Origin of the sequence: Streptomyces sp. NPDC005266 (assembly GCF_040607655.1) — a bacterium.
Taxonomy (GTDB): Bacteria; Actinomycetota; Actinomycetes; order Streptomycetales; family Streptomycetaceae; genus Streptomyces.
Genome location: NZ_JBEXHC010000008.1, coordinates 205,089 through 226,552 on the forward strand (window position 1 = coordinate 205,089; position 21,464 = coordinate 226,552).

The window sequence follows — 21,464 nt, forward strand, 5'->3', positions numbered from 1 at the left end:
ACACGTAAGGATCCCCGAGCGGATCACCAAGCGCACCACAGCACCGCACATCGTCAACCGCACACCGAAAATGCCGCATATCCCGGAGGCAATCCGGGGCGGCATTACAGGCAGACCCTCGGAGAGGAAAGGCGGCGACCGCCGTGTACCGCTGGGAGATCACCCGGGCCGCGCTTGCTCAGCGCGTCCTCGCCATTGTCCGGAGCGACAGCTACGACCACGCCAACGCGACCGCGGACGCCCTGCTCTCCGCCGGCATCACCAGCCTGGAGATCTCGCTGACCACGCCCTTCGCGCTGGAGGCGGTCACCACGCTCATCCGTGAGGTCGGCGATGACGCGCTGATCGGCGCGGGCACGGTACTCGACGCGGCCTCCGCCCGGATGGCGGTCGACGCGGGCGCCCGCTTCCTTGTCTCCCCGAGCCTGGACGCCGAGGTGATCCGCACCGGCCACCGCTATGGGCTGCCGGTCTTCCCGGGCGTCGCAACGCCCACCGAGGCGCTGCGCGCGATGGAGCTGGGCGCGGACGCCCTGAAGCTCTTCCCCGCCTCGGCCTACGGACCCAGATGGATCACCGATGTACGGGCCGCGCTGCCCCAGGCCGCCGTGGTGCCGACCGGTGGGGTGACCCCGGCCGAGGCCCCGGAGTGGATCGCCGCCGGGGCGGTGGCCTGCGGGATGGGCTCGGCGCTCTCCGAAGGCGACCGTGACACCGTCTCCAAGCGCGTCTCCGAGCTGCTGGCCCGCCTCGCGGAGGTGGCGCCGCCGCCGGAGACCGGGCCGGAGCCGTACTGACTGAGGTACGGACGGCGTGCGGACGGCGGATTCCTGTGGAGCGCAACCGCATCCCAGCAGGCGGTCAACGGGTTCACGGCGGCGGTGACTTCTGCCAACCTGAGTGCCCTGTGATCATGCGCCGTGTGCGTGCCGCCGATACCGCCCGCCCCGTCCGTACCCAGGAGGTCGTGCCCGGCGTCGCGATTGCGCATTTGCGCGAATCCGGCAGCGGGAGGTCACGACGTACTACACGCTGACGGATGCCGGTCATATGCCCTGGGCCGGCGGACGTTTCCTCGCCCCGGAGAGACGATATGCCCAGCGCCCTAAGCAACCCTCTCGTGCGGACGTACCTGTCCTCGGTCGAGCAGCAGACCGCCGCGCTTCCCGCCGACCGGCGTGAGGAACTGCTCGCGGATCTGCGCGAGGAGATCGAGGCGGCCCTCGCGGTGGACGGTGATGTGGAGGTCGGCGAGGAGCGGGTGCGAGAGGTGCTCGACTGGCTCGGGACTCCGCTGGAGATCGCACACGACGCGCTGGCCGAGGAGTGGGGCAGCATCCCTCCCGAGCCGGAGAACGTGGGGGGCACCTGGGTCACCCTCGTCCTCGCCGTCCTGCCCGTGCCGCTGTGCCTCGTCCCGGGGATCGGGATACCGCTCGGGCTGGTCGCCGCCTTCGCCGCTCTCGTACGGCTGTGGCGGTCCGCGCCGTGGGGGCGGCGCGAGAAGCGGCAGGCCACGCTGTTCGTGCTGTCGCCCCTGGTGACGGTGCCCTGCCTCGCCCTCGTCTTCTCGTCGGTGTTCGACGGGATCAGCGCCACCGCGGTCGTGCTCGCCCTGCTGATGGCGGTCAGTCTCCCGGTGGCCGGCGCCGTGCGGCTGTGGCGGTCCGCCGCACGGCTGCGCGAGCGGGCTTTCTAGAAGCGGGCCTTCCAGGGGTCGGCGGCCCCGACCGGCGACAGCATCCTCGGCATGATCGAGTAGTTTGTCCGGACAACAGAACTTCACGACTTCCCGTCATGTGCTCATCCGGATACGCTCGCCCCGTGGCAACGCAGGAAGAAGACTCCTCTGGCGGGGCGGAAGCGCTCCGGTTCAGCGTCGACCGCAGCAGCCCGGTCCCGCTGTACTTCCAGCTGTCCCAGCAACTCGAGGCGGCGATCGAACAGGGGCGGCTGGCGCCCGGATCCCTGCTCGGCAATGAGATCGAGCTCGCCGGTCGGCTCGGGCTGTCCCGGCCCACCGTCCGCCAGGCCATCCAGTCGCTGGTCGACAAGGGCCTGCTGGTACGCCGCCGGGGTGTCGGCACCCAGGTGGTGCACAGCCAGGTCAAGCGCCCGCTGGAGCTGAGCAGCCTCTACGACGACCTGGAGGCGGCGGGCCAGCGCCCCGCCACCCGCGTCCTGCGCCACGCCACCGAGCCGGCGACCGCCGAGGTCGCCGCCGCGCTCGGGATCGCCGAGGGCACCGAGGTGGTGGTGATCGAGCGGCTGCGGCTGGCCCATGGCGAGCCCATGGCGCATCTGTCCAACCGCCTGCCCGCCGGTCTGCTCAAGCTGGACAGCGCGGAGCTGGAAAACACCGGGCTCTACCGGCTGATGCGGGCGGCCGGCATCACCTTGCACAGTGCCCGCCAGGCGGTCGGCGCCCGCGCGGCCACCGCCGAGGAGGGGGAGCGGTTCGGCGAGCCGGAGGGCGCGCCGCTGCTGACCATGGAGCGGACCACCTACGACGACACCGGGCGGGCCGTCGAGTTCGGCTCGCACACCTACCGGGCCTCGCGCTACGCCTTCGAGTTCCAGCTGCTCGTACGCCCCTGACCGCCGCCGCGCCCGGGCGGCGGCCCACCGCTGAAGACCCCCGCAGCCCCGGCGGCCGCCCGTAGCGGATACTTGGGCGGCGGCCGGGCCGACCGATCATGCGGTGGCCCCGGCCGCGTACACGACAGCGGGACGACAGCGAGAAGGGCGACTCTTCGTGGCGAGAGTTCGGGCAGGGGTACGCGCGATATCCGCGGCCGTGCTGGCGGCGGTACTGGGTACGGCCCTGGCAGGGTGCAGCAGTACGGGGGGCAAGCGCGCCGAGGAGCGGGCCGCGCAGCAGGCGGCCCGGGGACGGGCCGCGGTTACCACCCCCAAGTGGACCTTTGCGATGGTCACCCACTCCGGTGACGGCGACACCTTCTGGGACATCGTGCGCAGCGGCGCCAAACAGGCGGCGGCCAAGGACAACATCAAGTTCCTCTACGCCAACAACGAGGAGGGCAAGGAGCAGGCGCAGCTGGTCCAGTCCTACCTCGACCAGAAGGTCGACGCGCTGATCGTCACCCTTGCCAAGCCCGACGCCATGAAGGCGGTGCTGAAGAAGGCCGAGAAGGCCGGAATCCCGGTGATCACGGTCAACTCCGGCTCCGAGGTCTCCAAGGAGTTCGGCGCGCTCACCCACGTCGGCCAGGATGAGACCATCGCGGGCGAGGCCGTCGGCGAGGAGCTGAACAAGCGCGGCCGCAAGAAGGCGCTGTGCGTCCTGCACGAGCAGGGCAACGTGGGCCATGAGCAGCGCTGCGACGGTGCCGAGGAGACCTTCAAGGGCAAGATGACGAAGGTCTACGTCAAGGGCACGAACATGCCCGACGTGGAGTCCTCCATCGAGGCCAAGCTTCAGTCGGACAAGGGCATCGACGCCGTCGTGACGCTTGGCGCGCCGTTCGCGGACACCGCCGCCAAGGCCGCCGACCAGGCGGGCAGCGACGCCGAGATCGACACCTTCGACCTCAACGGGAAGGTCGCCGCCGGGCTCCAGGACGGCACGCTCGGCTTCGCGGTGGACCAGCAGCCGTACCTCCAGGGCTACGAGGCCGTGGATCTGCTGTGGCTCAACCGGTACAACGCCAACGTCCTCGGCGGGGGCAAGCCGGTCCTCACCGGTCCCCAGATCATCACCAAGGACGACGCCACGAAGCTCGCCGCGTACGCGAAGCGGGGGACCCGATGAGCGTGGACGCGCCGCCCGTGAGCGCCGAGCCGGACGGCGAGCGGCCGGTCCGTACCTCGCTGGCGCGCCGGCTGGTGAGCCGTCCCGAGCTGGGTGCGGTCGTCGGCGCCGTCGCCGTCTTCGCCTTCTTCTCGATCGTCGCCGACGCCTTCCTCCAGTGGTCCAGCTTCAGCACCGTGCTCTACGCCTCGTCGACCATCGGAATCATGGCGGTGCCGGTCGCCCTGCTGATGATCGGTGGCGAGTTCGATCTGTCGACCGGGGTCATGGTCACCTCGTCGGCGCTGATCTCGTCGATGTTCTCGTACCAGATGACGGCGAACGTGTGGGTCGGCGTCGGGGTGTCCCTGCTGGCCACCCTCGCCATCGGCTTCTTCAACGGCTATCTGCTGGTGCGCACCGGTCTGCCGAGTTTCATCGTCACGCTCGGCACGTTTCTGATCCTCCAGGGCTGCAACCTCGGCTTCACCAAGATGATCAGCGACACCGTCTCCACCAAGAGCATCGCCGACATGGAGGGCTTTCCCTCCGCCCATAAGGTCTTCGCCTCGCGGCTGTCCTTCGGGGATGTCGATCTGCAGATCACCATTCTGTGGTGGTTCGTCCTGATCGCGCTCGCCACCTGGATTCTGCTGCGGACCCGCGCCGGCAACTGGATCTTCGCGGTGGGCGGCGCCAAGGAGGCCGCCCGCGCGGTGGGCGTGCCGGTGAACCGCACCAAGATCGGGCTCTATATGGGCGTCGCCTTCGCCGCCTGGATCTCCGGGCAGCATCTGCTGTTCAACTACGACGTGGTGCAGTCCGGCGAGGGCGTCGGCAATGAGCTGCTCTACATCATCGCGGCCGTCATCGGCGGCTGCCTGCTGACCGGCGGCTACGGCTCGGCGGTCGGCGCCGCCGTGGGCGCGTTCATCTTCGGCATGACGAACAAGGGCATCGTGTACGCGCAGTGGGGCGCGGACTGGTTCCAGTTCTTCCTCGGGGCGATGCTGCTGCTCGCCACGTTGCTCAACTGGTGGGTCCGCAAGCGGGCGGAGGCCAGTAAATGAGTAAGACCCAGCTGTCCAAGACATCCGAGACATCTCGACCGCCGCTGGTCGCGCTCCGCGACGTCGGTAAGTACTACGGCAACGTCAAGGCCCTGGACGGCGTCTCCCTGGAGGTGCACGCCGGGGAGATCACCTGTGTCCTCGGCGACAACGGTGCCGGCAAGTCCACCCTCATCAAGATCATCGCCGGGCTGCACCGGCACGACGGGGGCAGCCTCACCATCGGCGGCGAGGAGACCCTGCTCGGCTCCCCGCGCGAGGCCCTGGACCGCGGTATCGCCACGGTCTACCAGGACCTGGCCGTCGTCCCGCTGATGCCGGTGTGGCGGAACTTCTTCCTCGGCTCCGAGCTGCGCAAGGGATACGGCCCCGCCAAGCGCCTGGACGTGGCGACGATGCGCGAGACCACCCGGAGCGAACTGCTGCGCATGGGCATCGACCTGCCCGATGTCGACCGGCCCCTCGGCACCCTCTCCGGCGGTCAGCGCCAGTGCGTGGCCATCGCCCGCGCCGTCCACTTCGGCGCCAGGGTGCTCGTGCTGGACGAGCCGACGGCGGCGCTGGGCGTCAAGCAGTCCGGGGTGGTGCTCAAGTACGTCGCCGCCGCCCGTGACGCGGGCCTCGGAGTGGTCCTGATCACGCACAATCCGCACCACGCCTACCTGGTCGGCGACCGTTTCGTGCTCCTCAAGCGGGGTGCGATGGCCGGCAGCCACGCCAAGGAGGAGATCGGCCTGGACGAGCTCACCCGGCAGATGGCGGGCGGCAGCGAACTCGAACAGCTGAGCCACGAGCTGGCGCGGTGAGCCACCCGGCCCGGGGCGCGCCCCGGGCCCGGGGTTTCCACCATGCGGCAAGAGGCCAAGGTGAGGCACAATCGCACGGCGGGCCCCACCCGCCACGACCACGCAGCCCGAGGCCCCCGGCCTCCCGAGACCCCCGCAGGGACGACGAACTCTTGCGAGCACGCACCCGCAGCGACCGCACCCCCCGCACCGGTGAAGGGGTCGGCCGATGAGCATCTACCGCGAAAGAGTGCATCGGGGCTCGGCCCGGGCCACCGTGCTGCGGACCGTGGGCACCCGCGAGCGCCGTTCGCATCTGACCGCGCCCCGGGTGCCGACCGTGGGCATCGACATCGGCGGCACCAAGGTGATGGCCGGCGTGGTCGACGCCGACGGCAACATCCTCGAGAAGGTGCGCACCGAGACGCCCGACAAGTCCAAGAGCCCCAAGGTCGTCGAGGACACCATCACCGAGCTGGTCCTGGACCTCTCCGACCGGCACGATGTGCACGCGGTGGGTATCGGCGCCGCGGGCTGGGTGGACGCCGATCGCAACCGCGTCCTGTTCGCACCGCATCTGTCCTGGCGCAATGAGCCGCTGCGCGACCGGCTCGCGGAGCGGCTCGCCGTCCCGGTCATGGTTGACAACGACGCGAACGCCGCCGCCTGGGCCGAGTGGCGGTTCGGCGCGGGCCGCGGCGAGGACCATCTCGTCATGATCACGCTCGGTACCGGTATCGGCGGCGCCATCCTGGAGGACGGCCAGGTCAAGCGCGGTAAGTACGGGGTCGCGGGCGAGTTCGGCCATATGCAGGTCGTCCCCGGCGGCCACCGCTGCCCGTGCGGCAACCGCGGCTGCTGGGAGCAGTACAGCTCCGGCAACGCGCTGGTCCGGGAGGCCCGGGAGCTCGCCGCCGCCGAGTCCCCGGTGGCGTACGGGATCACCGACCGGGTCGGCGGCGACATCAACGAGATCACCGGTCCGCTGATCACCGAGCTGGCGCGCGGGGGCGACGCGATGTGCGTCGAGCTGCTCCAGGACATCGGCCAGTGGCTCGGCGTCGGCATCGCCAATCTCGCCGCCGCCCTCGACCCCTCCTGCTTCGTCATCGGCGGAGGCGTCAGCGCCGCCGACGATCTGCTCATCGGGCCCGCCCGGGACGCCTTCCGGCGCACCCTCACCGGCCGCGGCTACCGGCCGGAGGCCCGGATCGTCAAGGCCCAGCTGGGCCCCGAGGCCGGCATGGTCGGGGCCGCCGACCTCGCCCGGCTGGTCGCCCGCCGCTTCCGCCGCGCCAACCGCCGCCGCGTCGAGCGGTACGAGCGCGCCGGGTCGTCCCCGCTGCGGCTGGCGTCGCGCGGCCAGGCAGGCAGCCGGTGACCGCCGCCGAGCAGCGCCCCGCGCCGGGTACGGGCCCCTTCGGCGCGGGCGGCACTCCCCCGGGCCGCGACAGCGGCGCCCCGCGGTGGCCCGGCGCGCCCGGCGACGGCGGGCGGCCTCCGCGCCGCTGGTTCAAGGCGCTGGTCATCTTCCTGCTGATCGCGATCCCGGCGGGCTATCTGGTGATCTCAGCCCTCCAGAGCCGCAACGGCGGCGCGGACAAGGCCGAGAGCGCCCAGGCCAAGGGCCTCTCCGCGGGCTATCCCACCAGGGTGCAGCGGCGCATCTACGATGTGCCGGTCCCGCCCTACTCGGCGAAGGTGGCCTTCTACGAGACCAACTCCTGGGACACCAGCAGGCTGTACGTGCAGTTCATCACCTCCCGTGAAGGGCTCGCCCGCTTCCTCGCCCAGCTGGGCACCCGGCCGTCCGCCCTGACGGACAAGGTGACCATCAGCGCCAAGGAGGCCAGGACGGTCGGCTGGAATCTCGGCAGCGGCCAGGACCTGTCGGGACTGGTCGTCAAGCAGAAGGATCCGCAGCCCTTCCTGAAGATCACGGTCAGGCATCCGCACGCCGCCCACCCGAAGGTGTACGTGGTCTCCACCGTCACGCCATAAGGCCACCACATCGGCCGCGAAGGCCCTCTGTCCGGTCGGATACCTTTCCGGGTGAGCGAGACCAAGACACTTCAGTACCGGACCGACGGCCCCGAGGACGGGCCTGTACTCATCCTCGGACCGTCGTTGGGCACCACCTGGCACAGGCGCCGCGGCAGGCCCAGGGAGAGCAGCCCTCGACCACCCCGTTCTCCAGCTCCTCCGCAGCGGTTCAGACGGCCAGTCGCTGTTGGCGGGCGGCCCATTCGGTGGCAGTGGCGTGGTCGATCGGGGCTTGGGCGAGCGGTTCCCGGGAGCGGTGCAGGAACGCCTGCCCGAGCAGCCGACCCGCCGCAGGCAGGCACTCCCCGGTGCGACATACTCTCCCGATGAGTTCACGCACTTCCCCGATCGGCCAGCCGATCACGATACGACGGGCCGTCGCGCGGGATGCCAAACGACTCACGCGGCTCGTGCGTGGCTCAGGAGCCTACGAGGGTAAGTACGCAGCCGCAGTCGCGGGCTACCGGGTCGGTCCTGATTACATCGAGGCCCACCGCGCCTTCGTAGCCGTCGGCGCCGACGAGCATGGAGGCCGGGTCCTCGGGTTCTACTCGCTCGTCCTCGCGCCACCGGAGCTCGACCTGCTGTTCGTCGCCGACGAAGCGCAAGGACGGGGTATTGGACGACTGCTTGTCGCGCACATGCAGTCCGAGGCCCGTGCCGCCGGGCTCGACCGTGTCAAGGTCGTGTCGCATCTTCCCGCCGAGGACTTCTACCACCGTGTTGGTGCGGTGCGGACCGGGACCGCGCTCGCGAACCCGCCTGCCGTGCCGTGGGACCGTCCCGAATTCGAGTTTCGCATTCCTTCGGAATGACGCGGTGTGCCGGTTCGCAGGGCACCGGCCTGCATGGTGGCCGGCATGCAGGAGCCGTACGCCCATCTCGACGCGGGCCAGCTGCTGGGCCAGGCACTGGTGGGCGCCGTGGCCGAAGGCCAGGTGCCCGATGGCCTTGCGGCGCAGGTCGAGGCGGTCGGGCTCCGGGTACTTCGCCGGGTCGCGGTTGGCGGCCGGGGAGGGAGACGACGACCGTCTCTCCCACCTTGATCAGCCGGCCGCCGATCTCGACGTGCTCCAGCGCGGTCCGCAGCCCGGAGCGGATTCGCTCCAGGTCCTGCTGCCGCTGCGCGCCGAAGGCAGCCGTCCTCCGCTGTTCTGCGTGCACCCGGCGACCGGGCTCGGCTGGGTGTCCGCAGGTCTGCTGCGGCAGCTCGAGAAGGACCAGCCGCTCTATGCGATCCAGGCCCGCGGGCTGGACGGGCGGGGCGGGTACGCCGCGTCGATCGACGAGATGGCCGACGACTATCTCGACCGGATCCGCGAGGTGCAGCCGCACGGGCCGTATCAGCTCATGGGCTGGTCGTCCGGCGGCGCGGTGGCCCAAGCCATCGCCAGGCTGTTGCGTGACCAGGGTGAGCAGGGTGCACCTGCTCGCCATGCTCGGCACCACGGTCCCCGGGCCCGACTACACCGACCCGGACACCGACGTGATGTTCCAGGCCCTGCACTATGTCGGCCTGGACCTGCCGCACATGGCGGGGGAGGAGCTCGACTTCGGCCGGGTGCACGCGTTCCTGCGTGAGATCGACCACCCGCTGGCCGGTCTGGACGAGCGCAGCCTGGCCGCCCTGCCGGAGATCCTCGGTCGGCAGACCGCGATGCTGAGAGAAGCCGTTCGGCCGTGCGGTCGACACCGACCTGCTGTTCTTCACCGCGAGGCGCAGCCATCCGAATGAGCCGGACTTCGCATCGAGCTGGCAGCCCCTGATCAAGGGCCGGATCACGGAGATCGAGGTCGACTGCGAACACACTCAGATGACGGAACCGAATGCGTTGTCAAAGATCGCCCCAGCCCTGCGGGCAAGGCTTTTACCGGCCGACCGGTGAGGTACGTCGTACCGGCGGGACGAGAAGCGCCGCACCTGGTTTGCAATTCAACATAACGCTTGGCAAAGGTGGTTGGCTGCATATCACAGGCAGGAGCTGGCTAAAATGCTTGCGTGGCCTGGTGCCGCTGAGAAAGGATCGACCGTGTCGCAGGTTGCTGCGATGCGGTTGCAAAACGGGGGTCGCGAGGTGAGGTTGAGCTCGTCGCGCTGCTATGGACTTCTTGCTGCCGGTTGGGCAGTGGCTTTCGCTGGTCTGCATTTCTTCTGGGCCCTCGGCGGGGAAGTGGGGCTGGATGTCTCGTCCGGTGAGCGTCTCGCGTCCGAACGACCGACCTGGTTCGTAGCCGGAGGCCTCTGGGGAGTGGGCATCCTGTGCCTGGCCGGCGCCGCGGTGGCGCTCGGGCTGCAGCGGCGCGGTGTGCATGGGCGCCGTTGGCGTGCGCTCCGGTGGCTCGGCGTAGCGATCAGCCTGCTGCTGCTGACCCGGGGGCTTCTTGTCGAGGTGCTGCTCATCGCCGGGGCGTCGACCGTCGGCGAGATCAGTGCCGCGCAGAAGTTCTGGACGCTCGCCCTGTGGAACCCCTGGTTCATTCTCGGTGGATTGGTGTTCGGGCTGGCAGCCCGCAGCTTCGGCAAGAGCATGGCCGGCCGGACGCCAGAAAGACGCAGTCATTCACTGACCAGATGACACAGCGTCACAGCAGCAAAAGCATCCGGAGATACGGGGGAGTGACTGTCCCGGATGGCACTTCACAATGCATCGGATTTTATAGAGCAGCTGCGAGAACTTCCGCTGAGCGTTGGGCAGCCTTCTATGCGGCATCTGCAACGGTTGGGGACAGACCAAGGCAGCCAATGGCGACGCGGTGGACGCGCTGCCACGGAGCACGGTCTCGACGGTCCTGTGTGGAAACAAGCTGCCGCGATCGGAGTTCGTCTCCGCGTTTGTGACGGCCTGCCTCGTGTACGGCGGGCAGCCTCCGGAGAAGGTGGCGGAGGAGACCGAGCGCCGGCTCGCCCATTGGCGAGTGCTCTATGCGGCAGAGGCGAGGGAAGGCCCGGAGGGGGAGACCCCCAGTGCGACCCGGTCACCGAGACGCCGAAGGCGGGGAGCGTGCCCCATCATCTCCCGCTCGACGTGCGGTCCCTGGTCGGCCGCGGGTCGGTGCTCAAGGCTGCTGACGAGCTGGTCCAGCGGCACCGGAACAGCGTCTTCCTCATTTCGGGCCCGGTCGGCGTCGGGAAGACCGCGTTCGCAATCCGGTGGGCGCACAGCATGGCTGACGACTTTCCGGACGGTCGGCTGATGTCGATCTGCGGGGTGAGCACGGGGCGCTGGACGCCGAGCAGGCCCTGGGCGTGCTGCTCGGATGCCTGGGTGTACACGAGGACGACTGACCGGCGGACCCGCGGCGGCGGGTCGAACGCTATCGATCGCTGCTCGCCCATCGCAGAGTGCTCGTCGTCCTCGACAACGCCAGTGACACCGACCAGGTGCGCCCGTGGCTGTTCCTGACCGCTGTTGGTCACGCGTGACCGACGCGCCAGCGACAGCCCTATGGGCTGTCGCGCCAGAGGTGGATGTCTCGCTGGTGGAACGGCGGCGTGGAGGCTGCAATACCGCTTCGACGGGCCAGACCGGGTTCCACGGCTCTGGTGGTCTGGTGCTGCTCGCAGGGAGGGGGAAGCGCTGGTAGCCAGGGCTCGCGAGAGCGCGAAGCCGGTCCAGGGCATCGGTGTTCGTTGATCACTGTCCCAAGACATCACCGCCGCCCAGGCGCGTTCTCGGCGAGCTGGTCCTCAAGGGGGCGTGCGGCGGTGGGAGCTCATTCGCCGGCCCGGTGGGGCAACCCACCGCTGGCGCTGATCCGCAGGCGGTCAGCGGGAGTAGTCGCACCCCGGGATCCGGCCACCAGGACGTCGGTACGAGCTGCTGGACGCCTTTTGAAGACTCTTACGGACAGCCGCGTACCGTCGCCCCCTGGCGGTCAGGGTTGCACTTTGTGAGATCGCTCTTCCTGAAACGTAGCACTCCGAGCGGATTAATATCTGTGCTCGCGAAGTGAGGCTTTGGCGGACCGTGAAGTGAGAGTTTTTGCCGCAATGAGCAGAGCGGAATTGCGTAATGTGCACGGGCCGTTTCAGTGTGCTACTGTCGATCTCAGTTGCAGTTGTGGTTCCCGAAACTTCAAGTGCCCCACCCGGTTCTGTCGGTTGGGAGCGCTTTTATATTTCCGGTCATTTCCGGGCGGGGTAATCATCGCGGCGACACGGCGTCCGCGCAGTGCGGATCCCGATGTACTGCCCCAAAGGAGATGTGACATGGCTGCTGGTACCGTGAAGTGGTTCAACGCGGAAAAGGGCTTCGGCTTCATCGAGCAGGACGGTGGCGGCGCTGACGTGTTCGCCCACTACTCGAACATTGCCGCGCAGGGCTTCCGTGAGCTGCTCGAAGGCCAGAAGGTATCCTTCGACATCGCGCAGGGCCAGAAGGGCCCGACGGCCGAGAACATCGTTGCGGCCTGACGCTGACGCACATTTTGCAGCTGGGGCCCGCATCCTTCGGGGTGCGGGCCCCAGCTGCACGCATCCCCCGCAGCGGTTTCACCCGCGGGACGACTCGGAGGAATCCGCAGTCTCACCCCGCGCGGCTCCTCCGTCAGTGATGCAGAAGCGTCCTGAAGAGCTGCGCCGCAGCCGATGCCCGGATCTTACGTCCCCATCGCGTCACCCATTTCAGCACCTGTGCCCCCGGATGCCGATCTCGACATGCCCGAGCACCTGCTGCCCGAACTCGGCAAGCAGCGTGTGACCGCACCGTTCCCGATCCAGGGAGCAACGCTGCCGAACTCGCTGGCGGGCCGTGACGTACTGGGCCGCGGGCGCACCGGTTCCGGCCCTTCCTCGGAGACCCGGCGCGCCCCCGTACGCCGGCCCGTCCTCGATGCGGTGGCCCTAGAACCTTCGTGATCGGGAAGTCGACCCATCTATGCAGGAGACACCTTTTGACGCTGATTCAGATCCAGCCCCGCTCGGCGGACGCCAACCCCGTGCACAGGACGGCGGTGGAGGTCATGGACGCGGCCGGACCGCAGGTCTGTGACGACATGAGCGTCGCGGTGGCGCTGGCCGTCATGGCCGCCGCACGCACGGGCCGACTGGTCGTCTGCGACCAGGACGACCAGCGCATCGGCCTGGTGACCCGAACCGACCTCACCGCCGTCCGCGACAGCGGCGCTCACACGGACCGCGTCCGCCTGCGCGACAACCTCGGCGACCAACAGATCGTTCACCTCACCCGTGACCACGATGGCGAAGCCGAGCACGCGATGCGCTCCCGTCGGCTCGGTGCTCTGCGAGTCGTAGACGAGCAAGGCAGCGCCCCGGGCATCCTCGCCCTCTCCCGCTGAAACGCCTTGCCCCTGGTCGGACCGTTCTTCCCTTCTCCCTGTGAGGCCACATGCGCTGCGTCATCGCCCGCTTCCCCTTCGAGCTCACCAAGGGCGGAGTGCTGGAATCGATGAAGGGCATCAAGCCCGAACCGGTCACCGGAGAATCGGTGATCATCGGCCGCCGCCACTACCCCGTCAAGCAAGTCGGCCAAGTCATCACCCGCCAGGACCGCCGTGACTTCAGCGCCGCCGAAGTCCTCCGGGCCATGACTCAGCTCGGCTTCACCTGCCGCGCCCTCCCCAAAGCGGCGCCTCTGGGCATCCACGGCTCGCTGCAGCACGCCTCCGCGATGCTCGGCACCCCCGTGGCGCTCTGACCGGGGAAACAGGCACGAGCCGACATCTGACCAGCAGTGTGGGCCCGACCGGTACGCCGGTCGGGCCCACACTGCGTGCAGCGGGTTCCCGTCGCCGTCGCTCAGTGGTCGGAATAGCTGAAGTCGCCCACGGATCAGGCGCTGACGTCCTTCGCAACCCGGTACATCCCACCCGTCTCCGGGATCCCCAGCGTGCCCTGCAGGATCCGGGTGACATCGAAGTGCAGATGCGTGGGCGGCCCGTCCTTCTTCGCGGGGGAGTCGAAGACGGCGGCGAACTCGCCCAAGCGGGCGGAATCCGTCAGCACATCCGACACCCTCTGCCTCCGCGTGGCTGCGAGAGCCAGTCGACCGGTGATGACAGCGCCACCGGTGACCACGGTCAGGGACGTCTGATTGCTCTGGTCGGACTCCACCAGGGCGGCGACGTCAACGAGCAGCTCGTCAGGCTGTGACATGAGGCGGACCATATTCGCGGACCATCCGGCTGCTTGAGCGGTGACGCTACCAGGCAAGGAAGGCGCTCACGGTCTTGCCGGCGGAGGCCCGGTCGACCTGCGGATCGCGGCACCCGCGTGCACACTTCCACGAGCTGCTCGATCATCCCGGGATCGTCGAGGGCGGCGCAGACCCCCGTGCCGCGCCCGTCAACGGCCGACCTGCGGGGCGTCACGGCTGGAAGCGTCCGTCCCGGTCGGTGGTGTTCTGCGCGAGACGCGGTGTTGGCCGGTGCCCGCCGACGGTAGCCGCGGCGCAGTCGGCGACGTCACGCTCAGCCCGACGTGCTGCGCGGCGGTGGGTCACTGTGAGCGCCGGACGGAGCCTCGGAGCTGCTTGAACCATCCATGGACCCGTCGAGGCGGATTACCTCATCTTCGAGCGCGCGGAAATCTATGTCGGCTGGGGTAGACATTGGGCGGCGGTGTGGCTATGTTTTCTCTCGTAGCCGAGATCGAGCGAGGCCCGGCAGAGATGAACTGCCGGGCAGCAGTACCGCAGTTGCAGTTCGCAGGACGGTGCGGTGGTGGAGTTCCGAAGCCAGAGCGGTTGCAGGACGGCGACGGGACTGACGACCGGACCGGGTGGCCCGCAGTGATCAGGGGCCGCCGTGAGCAGTACCGCAGTGGCAGTACCCGTAAGTGAAAGTTCGCAGTACCCAGCAGTGAAGTCAGTGAGCAGTACCTCGGTGAAGGCGTCGGCTGCGGGCGCGCGCACCGGGAGGTTCGGCAGTGGGGTTCTAAGCCAGAGCAGACGCAGGACGGGCGACGGGGCTGGCTGCCGAAGGGTGGCGCTGTTCAAGGCCACCAGCAGTTTGCGGTACCAGCAGTTCGCAGTTTCCGTTAGTGAGTAGTTGATCAAGAGGGAAGAACGGAGGAGCCGAGCGCCATCAGGATCGCCCGGGTGGAAGTCTTGGACCCGGGTACCGCAGGACATCGATAGTGAGGTGGTCTCCGGTCAAGCAACCGCGATCCCCGCGCCCCCGACAGTGTCTCGGTCGGGTCTGCGGAAACAGAGGGCCGGTGCAGTATCAGGGCCGGCAGATGGTGTAGTAGTTCCTTCGGGGCCCTGGTGCCAGTACGGCGCCAGGGCCCCTCCGCGCGTTCCACAGAGAGGTGCAATGACAGCAGACGACACGTTCGGCCGTCTCGACGACGACGATTACCCCGCCTACACCATGGGCCGGGCCGCCGAGATGCTCGGCACCACACAGGGCTTCCTCCGCGCCATCGGCGAAGCCCGCCTCATCACCCCACTCCGCTCCGCAGGCGGCCACCGCCGCTACTCCCGCTACCAACTGCGCATGGCCGCCCGCGCCCGGGAACTCGTCGATCGGGGCACCCCCATCGAGGCCGCCTGCCGGATCGTCATCCTCGAAGACCAGCTCGAGGAAGCCCAGCGCATCAACGCCGAATATCGCCGCGCCGCCGAATCAGCGAACCCAACGGCAGCAGCATGAGATGAGCGTGCCCGTCGGCGTCGGCGGGCACCGCACGCACGGTCTCGTGTGCGGCGTGATCCATTTCCTATGGTGACGCGGTGTGTGGGCGTGTAGCGTCTGCGTCAGCTGTCGTGGTTCGGAATTCCCTCTTGCCCACGCCTGGGGTGTGGGCGTTTTGCTGTGCTGTGCCGCAGGGACCAGGGCGATCACCTCCGTCTGCCACATGGAGTGGGAGGCGTTCATCGACTGGAAGGCATGAGACATGGCTACGGGAACTGTGAAGTGGTTCAACGCGGAGAAGGGCTTCGGCTTCATCGCCCAGGACGGCGGCGGCCCGGATGTCTTCGCGCACTACTCCGCGATCAACTCCACAGGCTTTCGTGAGCTCCAGGAGGGCCAGGCCGTGACGTTCGACGTCACCCAGGGCCAGAAGGGTCCGCAGGCCGAGAACATCAACCTGGCCTGACCTCGCAGACCTGCGCGAGGGATCGCGCACATCGCGTCCTGTGATCGCCGCCCGTGCGGGCCGGGCCGCCCGACCGGACGAAGGCGCCTGCTCTCGTGCCGGGCGTGCACAGGATCAGGGGCCGCGCAGTCATTGCTGCGCGGCCCCTGATCCGTCGAGGCGCGGGGCCGGTGCGACCTCGGCCCCGAACTCCTGACCTCTGTCGCTTCAAGCGTCGTTGGGTTCGGGTGCTGCATGTCCTGCGCGGCTGTTCGTGCAGCTTGGAGAAGCAGACGGTCAGGCGCTCGTCCAGGCATCGACGAAAGCTTGCCGTCCAGCCGGATCGTCCCATCTGCGGTCCGCATGCAGAACGCGCCAGGCGGTGAGTTCGAGATCTCGGAGCCACAACTCTCCGATGACCTGTGTCTTGAGGTCGGGCAGATGGTCGGACTCGGCGAGGGCCTGACCGATCGCCTCCCCGGCTGCGACGCGCTGGGGCGGGGTCATCTCATCGACGGCCGAGAGGATCTGTCGGGCCAGTGGGGTTCCTTCTCCTGCCAGGGAGCGCAGCACCAGAGCCTTGATGTTGCCGGGTAGCAGGTACGCGGTGCCCGAAGACCTCCACAGGTCCGACCAGAAGCGTTCTCCTGCCTTGTGGGGGCCGGCAGTGCGGCCAGCAGCCCGAGGAGATGGCCGGTGGCCGCATAGCCATCGGAGTGGGCAGCCGCGACGACTGCGATGCCTGCGACGCCCTTCACATCGAGATGGCCGGCTTCGAGGTCCGCCCCGTCCGCCGGGCGGAGGCGTCGGCGAGGTCGGCTCCGGTGTCGGCGTCCCGCTGGGAGTGGCCGACGCCGTGCCAGTCCAGGCACATGACGGTCGCGTCGTCCTTCAGGTGGCCGTGGTGGGCGTCGACGACCGCCACGATGAGGGTGCGAGCGGCCTCACGGGGATGCAGCGCGCGGGTGCGGACGATCAGGTAACAGGTGGCCGAGGTCCTGCACGCCGTCGTCTGGCGTGATCGTGACGCTCATTTGACGCTCCGGCCACTCCAGAGACCGCCCCCAAGGTGGGAGAACCCCCGTCGAACTGCGGGTTTTCGCGCCTCCAGTCCTCGGGATGTGTTCCCGATGACTCAGCATGTGGAGCGCGTTGCCACCCCGGCCTGCTGGGGTGGCTGCTGACTCCCGTGCCCGACCTCGATGCTGGCGGGGCCGCGACCGGAACGGGGACCGTGCTGCCGGGCTGTGGCTCAGGCGTCGATGATGACGGGGATGATGAGGGGCTTGCGGCGGTGGGTGCGGAACACCCAGTTCGCCACGGCGCGGGCGACGAGTTGTTCGAGTTGGTGCGCGTCCCCGACGCCTTCCTCGGCCGCGGTGGACAGGGTCTTCTCGATCACAGGGATGACCGGCTCGAAGGTGGTGTCGTCGTGAACGAAACCGCGGGCCAGGAAGTCGGGGGCCTCGGCGAGCGCGCCGGTGTCTGCGTCGACGATCGCCACCACCGTGAGCACGCCTTCGGCGGCGAGGGTGAGGCGGTCCTTGAGGGACGCTTCGGTGGCGCCGCCGACTTCCATGCCGTCCACGTAGACGTTGCCGGCGGGGACCTTGCCGGTGATGGACGCGCGCCCGTCGACGAGGTCGACGACGACGCCGTCCTCGGCGATGACGACCCGGTCGGGGTCGACACCGGTACGGATGGCGAGGTCACCGTTGGCGCGCAGGTGGCGCCATTCGCCGTGCACGGGCATGACGTTGCGGGGTTTGACGATGTTGTAGCAGTAGACGAGTTCGCCGGCGCTGGCGTGCCCGGAGACGTGCACCTTGGCGTTGCCCTTGTGGACCACGTGGGCGCCCCACCGGGTGAGTCCGTTGATCACCCGGTAGATGGCGTTCTCGTTGCCGGGGATGAGGGAGCTGGCGAGCAGGACGGTGTCGCCCTTGCCGATGCGGATCACGTGGTCGCGGGTGGCCATCCGTGACAGCGCGGCCATCGGTTCGCCCTGGGAGCCGGTGCACACCAGAGTGATCTTGTGGTCCGGGAGCTTCTCCAGCTCCTTCGTGCTCAGGACCAGACCGGACGGGACCTTCAGATAGCCCAGGTCACGGGCGATACCCATGTTGCGAACCATCGACCGGCCGACGAAGGCGACCTTGCGGCCGTGCTGGTGGGCGGCGTCCAGGACCTGCTGGATGCGGTGCACATGGCTGGCGAAGCTGGAGACGATGACCCGGCGCGGCGCGGTGCGCATCACCTGCTCGATCGCCGGGTTCAGCTCACGCTCGGAGGTGGTGAAGCCGGGTACTTCGGCGTTGGTGGAGTCGGTGAGGAACAGGTCCACGCCCTCCTCGCCGAGACGGGCGAAGGCGCGCAGATCGGTGATGCGGTCGTCGAGAGGGAACTGGTCCATCTTGAAGTCGCCGGTGTGCAGGACCGTCCCGGCACCGGTGCGGATCGCGACCGCGAGGCCGTCCGGGATGGAGTGGTTGACCGCCACGAACTCGCAGTCGAAGGGCCCGAGGCCACGCCGGTCGCCCTCGCGCACGCGCACCGTGCGCGGCCGGATGCCGTGTTCCTTGAGCTTGGCCTCCAGGAACGCCAGGGTCAGTTTGGAGCCGACGACGGGAATGTCGGACCGCTCGCGCAGCAGGTACGGCACGCCGCCGATGTGGTCCTCGTGGCCGTGGGTGAGTACCACGGCCACGATGTCGTCCAGCCGGCCCCGGATCGAGGTGAAGTCCGGCAGGATCACGTCCACCCCGGGCTGGGTCTCCTCGGGGAACAGCACGCCGCAGTCGACGATGAGCAGCTTGCCCGCGTGCTCGAAGACTGTCATGTTGCGGCCGATCTCACCGAGGCCGCCCAGGGCGATGACCCGCAGCCCTCCTTCGGGAAGGGGCGGGGCGGTTTTCAGCTCGGGGTGCGGATGACTCATACCCTGACGGTACCCGGAGAGCGGGACAGGGGGATCCATTGCCTGTGTGATCTCCTTTTCCCGACGGAGCGGGACACCCGCAGTGGGTGCCTCAGCACGATCGGATCACGCCGGCGGCCGGAACAGGGAGTGGTGAAAGCGGTACCACCTTCCGTGGCCGAACCGTTCGCCCGGTGCCGGAGAAGATCTCGTGCACCCTGTCGTGTTTTCCGGCGTTCGCAGTAGTGGAGACCCGAGTGCCCTCGGCGCTCAGGAGCAAGTGGGCTGAGAGGGCCCTGAGGCAGCGTCCTTCGCCGGGCAGACAGATGGCGAGGCGAGGTGGTCGAGTACGGAGGCCAGCGGCCCTCTTGCAGGACCGCGAAAAAGATAACGGGGGAGCTGCGGCGCGGGTGCTGTGCAGGGCGCTTTCGTTGGAGGCGCGTGCGTCGTGGCGGAAGCCGCCGGGCGGGGGAGCCGCCGCCCGGATGCGCAGCCGTCGACGAGCCGAGGTGAAAGCCCGGCGCGCTGTCGCTGCTGGTTGCAAGAACGCGAAGGTCACATTCCGGTCGGCTTCGTAGATATCTCCTCACGGGCTAGCCTGCGGGTTCCGACGTGGCACGATCCGCGCCTGGCTGTCTCAGCAGTTCGCGCTGTAGCGGATGCAAGCGGGTGACGAGGAGTGGCTGTTGTCCCACTCTTGCCGCGCAGCCGCCAGCCCTCCGCCTGCCAGGAGGGCGACCAGCAGGTGCGTGGTCACCGTCCAGCGGGCACGGAAGATTCCCGCGAGCACTGCCAGGATGAGTACGGCGATCAGCAGCATCTGTACCCGCCCGATGTGCGCGAGGCTGGCCGCGTCAATCCGTGCTTGGTCGCCTTGCGCTGCCCATACCTCCAGGCCGAAGCCGTATATCCAGTCCAGCACGAGCCACGCGGTCTCCAACAGGAACAGCGGGATCGCGAGGGCGAGGTCCACGCCCAGGCGTGTTCTGTGCGACCAGGGGCGCCGGCGTTCCGGGGCTGAAAGGGTGTCGGTCATGCGTGCAGGGTGCCGCGGCTGGTGGTGATGCGCATGAGCACCCGTACTCAACTCTGGTCCGGCGGAGCGGCCTGTGAGGGGTGACTTCGTCAACTGATCGTCCAGAACGAGATCCGTTGTCGGGCTTGGAAGTCGGGCCGCATGTAGTTCTTCGACTGCTCGGCGATCGTGTGGTCACGGGTGGGCACCAGGGTTCCGTCCGCGATCAGCACGGTGTCCTTGCGGAACCGCCTGCGCGGCTGGAGCGCGAGCGACGGGCCGAAGTGGTCGATGATGCGGTCGGCCGCCGACTTCGAGATGCCGAACAGCGGGGCGAGCTGCCGCAGGGTGAGGTTCGTCCGCCAGTACGCGGCGACCAGCAGCACCCGGTCCTCCAACGGCAGACTCCACGGTCGGCCTTTGCGCACCGGGTCCGCGCCCTCGCGCCGCAGCGGCGTGATCAGCTTGCCGAACTGATGTGGGCTCAGCCCGGTAAACGGGGCTGTCCAGGACGGCTCCGACGCCGTGATCACACCAGCCACAGCGAGATCGTCTCACTGAGGTGTGGCTGGGTGCCCAGCTGCCCGTCGCTGGCCGGGCCACATGTCGTCATACGCGGCATCCATGAACTGCACCTGCGGCCCACGCAGGGCGGACGCGTCGGCTATCCCGCCTCGGGCCGCCTCAGCAAGGCGGAACGCATAACGATAGGTAGCGCCCCGCAAGGGCTCACTTCTGGCCGCCAGGTCGATCTCCGCCTGCGCGAGCCAAAGGTCATCGACAAGCTGCCCGAGCTCGGCACCGGCCAGAGTGCCGCCACCATCCGAACGCGTGAGCGCCGCCTTCTCCAACTGTGAGGCGAGACTCAGGAACTTCAGGACCGCATCCTTGAGCTCCGCGCGGTGCTCGGCTGATTCCTGTACCTCAAGCTGTCGGGCGCTCGCTCGCGACACGAGGTACTGGCCAAACAGCGACCCGCCCGCCCCGAGTGCAACACCGGCGAGAGACAACAGCGCCGGCCCCAACGTTCCCCAAGATCCCATAGCTGGAGTCTCTCAGCACCGGTTCACGCCTGTACGGACGCCCGGGATGCCTGCGAACCGCTGTTACGGGACAGCCGCGACTCATCACCAAGGAATCACTTGTGCTCGCGGAATAGCCGGGCGTGCCGAGTGGACGGTGGTGTGTCGGGCTTCGAGGTCGTGCATGGCGGCGAGTTTCTGCCCAGCGGCGAGGAGACTGGCCTCGATCGCGGAGACCTCGCCGAGCCGGCCCTGTTCCTTGGCCTCCTGGACGAAGATCCTCCAGGGCTGCCAACTCAGAGTTGATCCAGAAAGCGATGCTTTCTTTTGTCTCACCGTGAATACTGTTGCACACTGCCATCACGCTCGGGGGAAATATGACCGTCACCAAGCTTCTGAGACCCGCCCTCGCCGCCACCCTCCTGGCCTCAGTTGCCGCCTGCGGCGCGTCGTCCGTGCCTGATGTCTCGGCGAACACCCCGCCAAGCTCGGGGCCTGCCGAGACGCGTCGTCCGGCAGACCGTGCGCCTGTCGCCGCCACCGTGCCCGACGTCATCGGTGGCAACGCCGGGCGCGCGTACGAGCAGATGAGCTCCGAACTCGACATGACATTCAAGGACGCGAGCGGACAAGGCCGTCCAGTGGACGACCCGGCTGCGTGGAAGATCTGCAACTCCCAGCCGGGCCCGAACCAGCAGATCACCAAATTCCCGGTGATCTTCAACGTAATGAAGACTACGGAGAGCTGCAAGGACGCGGCGCCGAAGTGACTGGTCCGAGGACGCCAACGGCCCACCATGGTCTTCCATCCAGCGCAACG

General features: G+C 68.6%; 22 protein-coding genes and 6 pseudogenes. 20 read left to right on the forward strand and 8 right to left on the reverse strand.

Annotated features, from left to right (window positions below):
* Nucleotides 1-143 precede the first annotated feature (143 nt).
* From ABZU99_RS18165 to ABZU99_RS18210, 10 genes and pseudogenes are all read left to right on the forward strand, one after another.
* Entirely contained in the window at nt 144-797 is a 654-nt protein-coding gene (locus tag ABZU99_RS18165; RefSeq protein WP_356044740.1) for a bifunctional 4-hydroxy-2-oxoglutarate aldolase/2-dehydro-3-deoxy-phosphogluconate aldolase, read from the forward strand.
* Nucleotides 798-1,120: 323 nt separating this feature from the next.
* A complete protein-coding gene (locus ABZU99_RS18170; RefSeq protein ID WP_355952234.1) occupies nt 1,121-1,699 on the forward strand; it encodes a hypothetical protein in 579 nt (192 codons plus the stop codon).
* 125 nt (nt 1,700-1,824) lie between these two features.
* A complete protein-coding gene (locus ABZU99_RS18175; protein ID WP_355952231.1) occupies nt 1,825-2,598 on the forward strand; it encodes a GntR family transcriptional regulator in 774 nt (257 codons plus the stop codon).
* A gap of 157 nt (nt 2,599-2,755) precedes the next feature.
* Nucleotides 2,756-3,772: a sugar ABC transporter substrate-binding protein gene (locus ABZU99_RS18180; RefSeq protein WP_356044737.1), complete on the forward strand. Its 1,017-nt coding sequence runs from the start codon at nt 2,756-2,758 to the stop codon at nt 3,770-3,772.
* The gene (locus tag ABZU99_RS18185; protein WP_356044734.1) at nt 3,769-4,821 is read left to right on the forward strand and encodes an ABC transporter permease; all 1,053 of its coding nucleotides are present in this window, start codon (nt 3,769-3,771) and stop codon (nt 4,819-4,821) included. The genes ABZU99_RS18180 and ABZU99_RS18185 overlap by 4 nt, the downstream gene beginning before the upstream one ends.
* Nucleotides 4,818-5,627, forward strand: coding sequence for an ATP-binding cassette domain-containing protein (locus tag ABZU99_RS18190; protein WP_356044731.1), 810 nt, complete (start codon nt 4,818-4,820; stop codon nt 5,625-5,627). The genes ABZU99_RS18185 and ABZU99_RS18190 overlap by 4 nt, the downstream gene beginning before the upstream one ends.
* Nucleotides 5,628-5,835: 208 nt before the next feature.
* Nucleotides 5,836-6,987 (forward strand): ROK family glucokinase, encoded by a 1,152-nt coding sequence (locus tag ABZU99_RS18195; RefSeq protein ID WP_355952219.1) that lies wholly within the window; start codon nt 5,836-5,838, stop codon nt 6,985-6,987.
* Entirely contained in the window at nt 6,984-7,607 is a 624-nt protein-coding gene (locus ABZU99_RS18200) for a hypothetical protein (RefSeq protein WP_355952216.1), read from the forward strand. The genes ABZU99_RS18195 and ABZU99_RS18200 overlap by 4 nt, the downstream gene beginning before the upstream one ends.
* Before the next feature lie 39 nt (nt 7,608-7,646).
* A pseudogene (locus ABZU99_RS18205) lies at nt 7,647-7,751 on the forward strand (3-oxoadipate enol-lactone hydrolase); the annotation flags it as partial.
* Between the two features lie 224 nt (nt 7,752-7,975).
* The gene (locus ABZU99_RS18210) at nt 7,976-8,464 is read left to right on the forward strand and encodes a GNAT family N-acetyltransferase (RefSeq protein ID WP_356044727.1); all 489 of its coding nucleotides are present in this window, start codon (nt 7,976-7,978) and stop codon (nt 8,462-8,464) included.
* A 57-nt stretch (nt 8,465-8,521) separates the two neighbouring features.
* Here the strand turns inward: ABZU99_RS18210 and ABZU99_RS18215 are convergent.
* Nucleotides 8,522-8,738: pseudogene (locus ABZU99_RS18215) on the reverse strand (cytochrome P450); the annotation flags it as partial.
* Between the two features lie 96 nt (nt 8,739-8,834).
* Here ABZU99_RS18215 and ABZU99_RS18220 point away from each other — a divergent pair.
* The 7 genes and pseudogenes from ABZU99_RS18220 to ABZU99_RS18250 all read left to right on the forward strand — a co-directional run.
* A pseudogene (locus ABZU99_RS18220) lies at nt 8,835-9,008 on the forward strand (thioesterase domain-containing protein); the annotation flags it as partial.
* Between the two features lie 52 nt (nt 9,009-9,060).
* Nucleotides 9,061-9,384: a hypothetical protein gene (locus ABZU99_RS18225; RefSeq protein WP_356044904.1), complete on the forward strand. Its 324-nt coding sequence runs from the start codon at nt 9,061-9,063 to the stop codon at nt 9,382-9,384.
* A 295-nt stretch (nt 9,385-9,679) separates the two neighbouring features.
* The gene (locus ABZU99_RS18230) at nt 9,680-10,225 is read left to right on the forward strand and encodes a DUF3995 domain-containing protein (protein WP_355952209.1); all 546 of its coding nucleotides are present in this window, start codon (nt 9,680-9,682) and stop codon (nt 10,223-10,225) included.
* A gap of 1,634 nt (nt 10,226-11,859) precedes the next feature.
* On the forward strand, nt 11,860-12,063 hold the full coding sequence (locus ABZU99_RS18235) for a cold-shock protein (protein ID WP_355952203.1): 204 nt from the start codon (nt 11,860-11,862) through the stop codon (nt 12,061-12,063).
* 231 nt (nt 12,064-12,294) lie between these two features.
* Nucleotides 12,295-12,504 (forward strand): annotated as a pseudogene (locus ABZU99_RS18240) (DEAD/DEAH box helicase); the annotation flags it as partial.
* A gap of 38 nt (nt 12,505-12,542) precedes the next feature.
* Nucleotides 12,543-12,947 carry a CBS domain-containing protein gene (locus ABZU99_RS18245; protein WP_356044723.1) on the forward strand — a complete coding sequence of 135 codons (405 nt, stop codon included), beginning with the start codon at nt 12,543-12,545 and terminating at the stop codon, nt 12,945-12,947.
* Nucleotides 12,948-12,997: 50 nt separating this feature from the next.
* Complete coding sequence (locus ABZU99_RS18250; protein WP_356044720.1) at nt 12,998-13,306, forward strand: SCO5918 family protein; 309 nt, start codon at nt 12,998-13,000, stop codon at nt 13,304-13,306.
* Between the two features lie 134 nt (nt 13,307-13,440).
* On the opposite strand, the gene ABZU99_RS18255 is transcribed toward ABZU99_RS18250, so the two are convergent.
* Nucleotides 13,441-13,764 (reverse strand): hypothetical protein, encoded by a 324-nt coding sequence (locus ABZU99_RS18255; protein ID WP_356044717.1) that lies wholly within the window; start codon nt 13,762-13,764, stop codon nt 13,441-13,443.
* A gap of 1,160 nt (nt 13,765-14,924) precedes the next feature.
* Between ABZU99_RS18255 and ABZU99_RS18260 the strand changes: the two genes are divergently transcribed.
* Together ABZU99_RS18260 and ABZU99_RS18265 are read left to right on the forward strand one after the other, a co-directional pair.
* Nucleotides 14,925-15,263, forward strand: a complete 339-nt coding sequence (locus tag ABZU99_RS18260; protein WP_355952192.1) for a MerR family transcriptional regulator — start codon at nt 14,925-14,927, stop codon at nt 15,261-15,263.
* Between the two features lie 244 nt (nt 15,264-15,507).
* Nucleotides 15,508-15,711 carry a cold-shock protein gene (locus tag ABZU99_RS18265; RefSeq protein ID WP_030052720.1) on the forward strand — a complete coding sequence of 68 codons (204 nt, stop codon included), beginning with the start codon at nt 15,508-15,510 and terminating at the stop codon, nt 15,709-15,711.
* Nucleotides 15,712-15,987: 276 nt separating this feature from the next.
* On the opposite strand, the gene ABZU99_RS18270 is transcribed toward ABZU99_RS18265, so the two are convergent.
* The 6 genes and pseudogenes from ABZU99_RS18270 to ABZU99_RS18295 all read right to left on the reverse strand — a co-directional run bounded on the left by ABZU99_RS18270 (nt 15,988) and on the right by ABZU99_RS18295 (nt 20,665).
* Nucleotides 15,988-16,263 carry a hypothetical protein gene (locus ABZU99_RS18270; RefSeq protein ID WP_356044714.1) on the reverse strand — a complete coding sequence of 92 codons (276 nt, stop codon included), beginning with the start codon at nt 16,261-16,263 and terminating at the stop codon, nt 15,988-15,990.
* Nucleotides 16,264-16,444: 181 nt separating this feature from the next.
* Nucleotides 16,445-16,669: pseudogene (locus ABZU99_RS18275) on the reverse strand (serine/threonine-protein phosphatase); the annotation flags it as partial.
* Between the two features lie 273 nt (nt 16,670-16,942).
* Entirely contained in the window at nt 16,943-18,628 is a 1,686-nt protein-coding gene (locus ABZU99_RS18280) for a ribonuclease J (RefSeq protein ID WP_356044712.1), read from the reverse strand.
* 616 nt (nt 18,629-19,244) lie between these two features.
* Complete coding sequence (locus ABZU99_RS18285; RefSeq protein ID WP_355952182.1) at nt 19,245-19,643, reverse strand: DUF6234 family protein; 399 nt, start codon at nt 19,641-19,643, stop codon at nt 19,245-19,247.
* A gap of 143 nt (nt 19,644-19,786) precedes the next feature.
* A pseudogene (locus tag ABZU99_RS18290) lies at nt 19,787-20,164 on the reverse strand (transposase family protein); the annotation flags it as partial.
* Between the two features lie 12 nt (nt 20,165-20,176).
* Nucleotides 20,177-20,665, reverse strand: coding sequence for a hypothetical protein (locus tag ABZU99_RS18295; protein ID WP_355952179.1), 489 nt, complete (start codon nt 20,663-20,665; stop codon nt 20,177-20,179).
* Nucleotides 20,666-21,021: 356 nt separating this feature from the next.
* Here ABZU99_RS18295 and ABZU99_RS18300 point away from each other — a divergent pair, with 356 nt between their 5' ends.
* Nucleotides 21,022-21,414: a hypothetical protein gene (locus ABZU99_RS18300; protein WP_356044708.1), complete on the forward strand. Its 393-nt coding sequence runs from the start codon at nt 21,022-21,024 to the stop codon at nt 21,412-21,414.
* Nucleotides 21,415-21,464 lie beyond the last annotated feature (50 nt).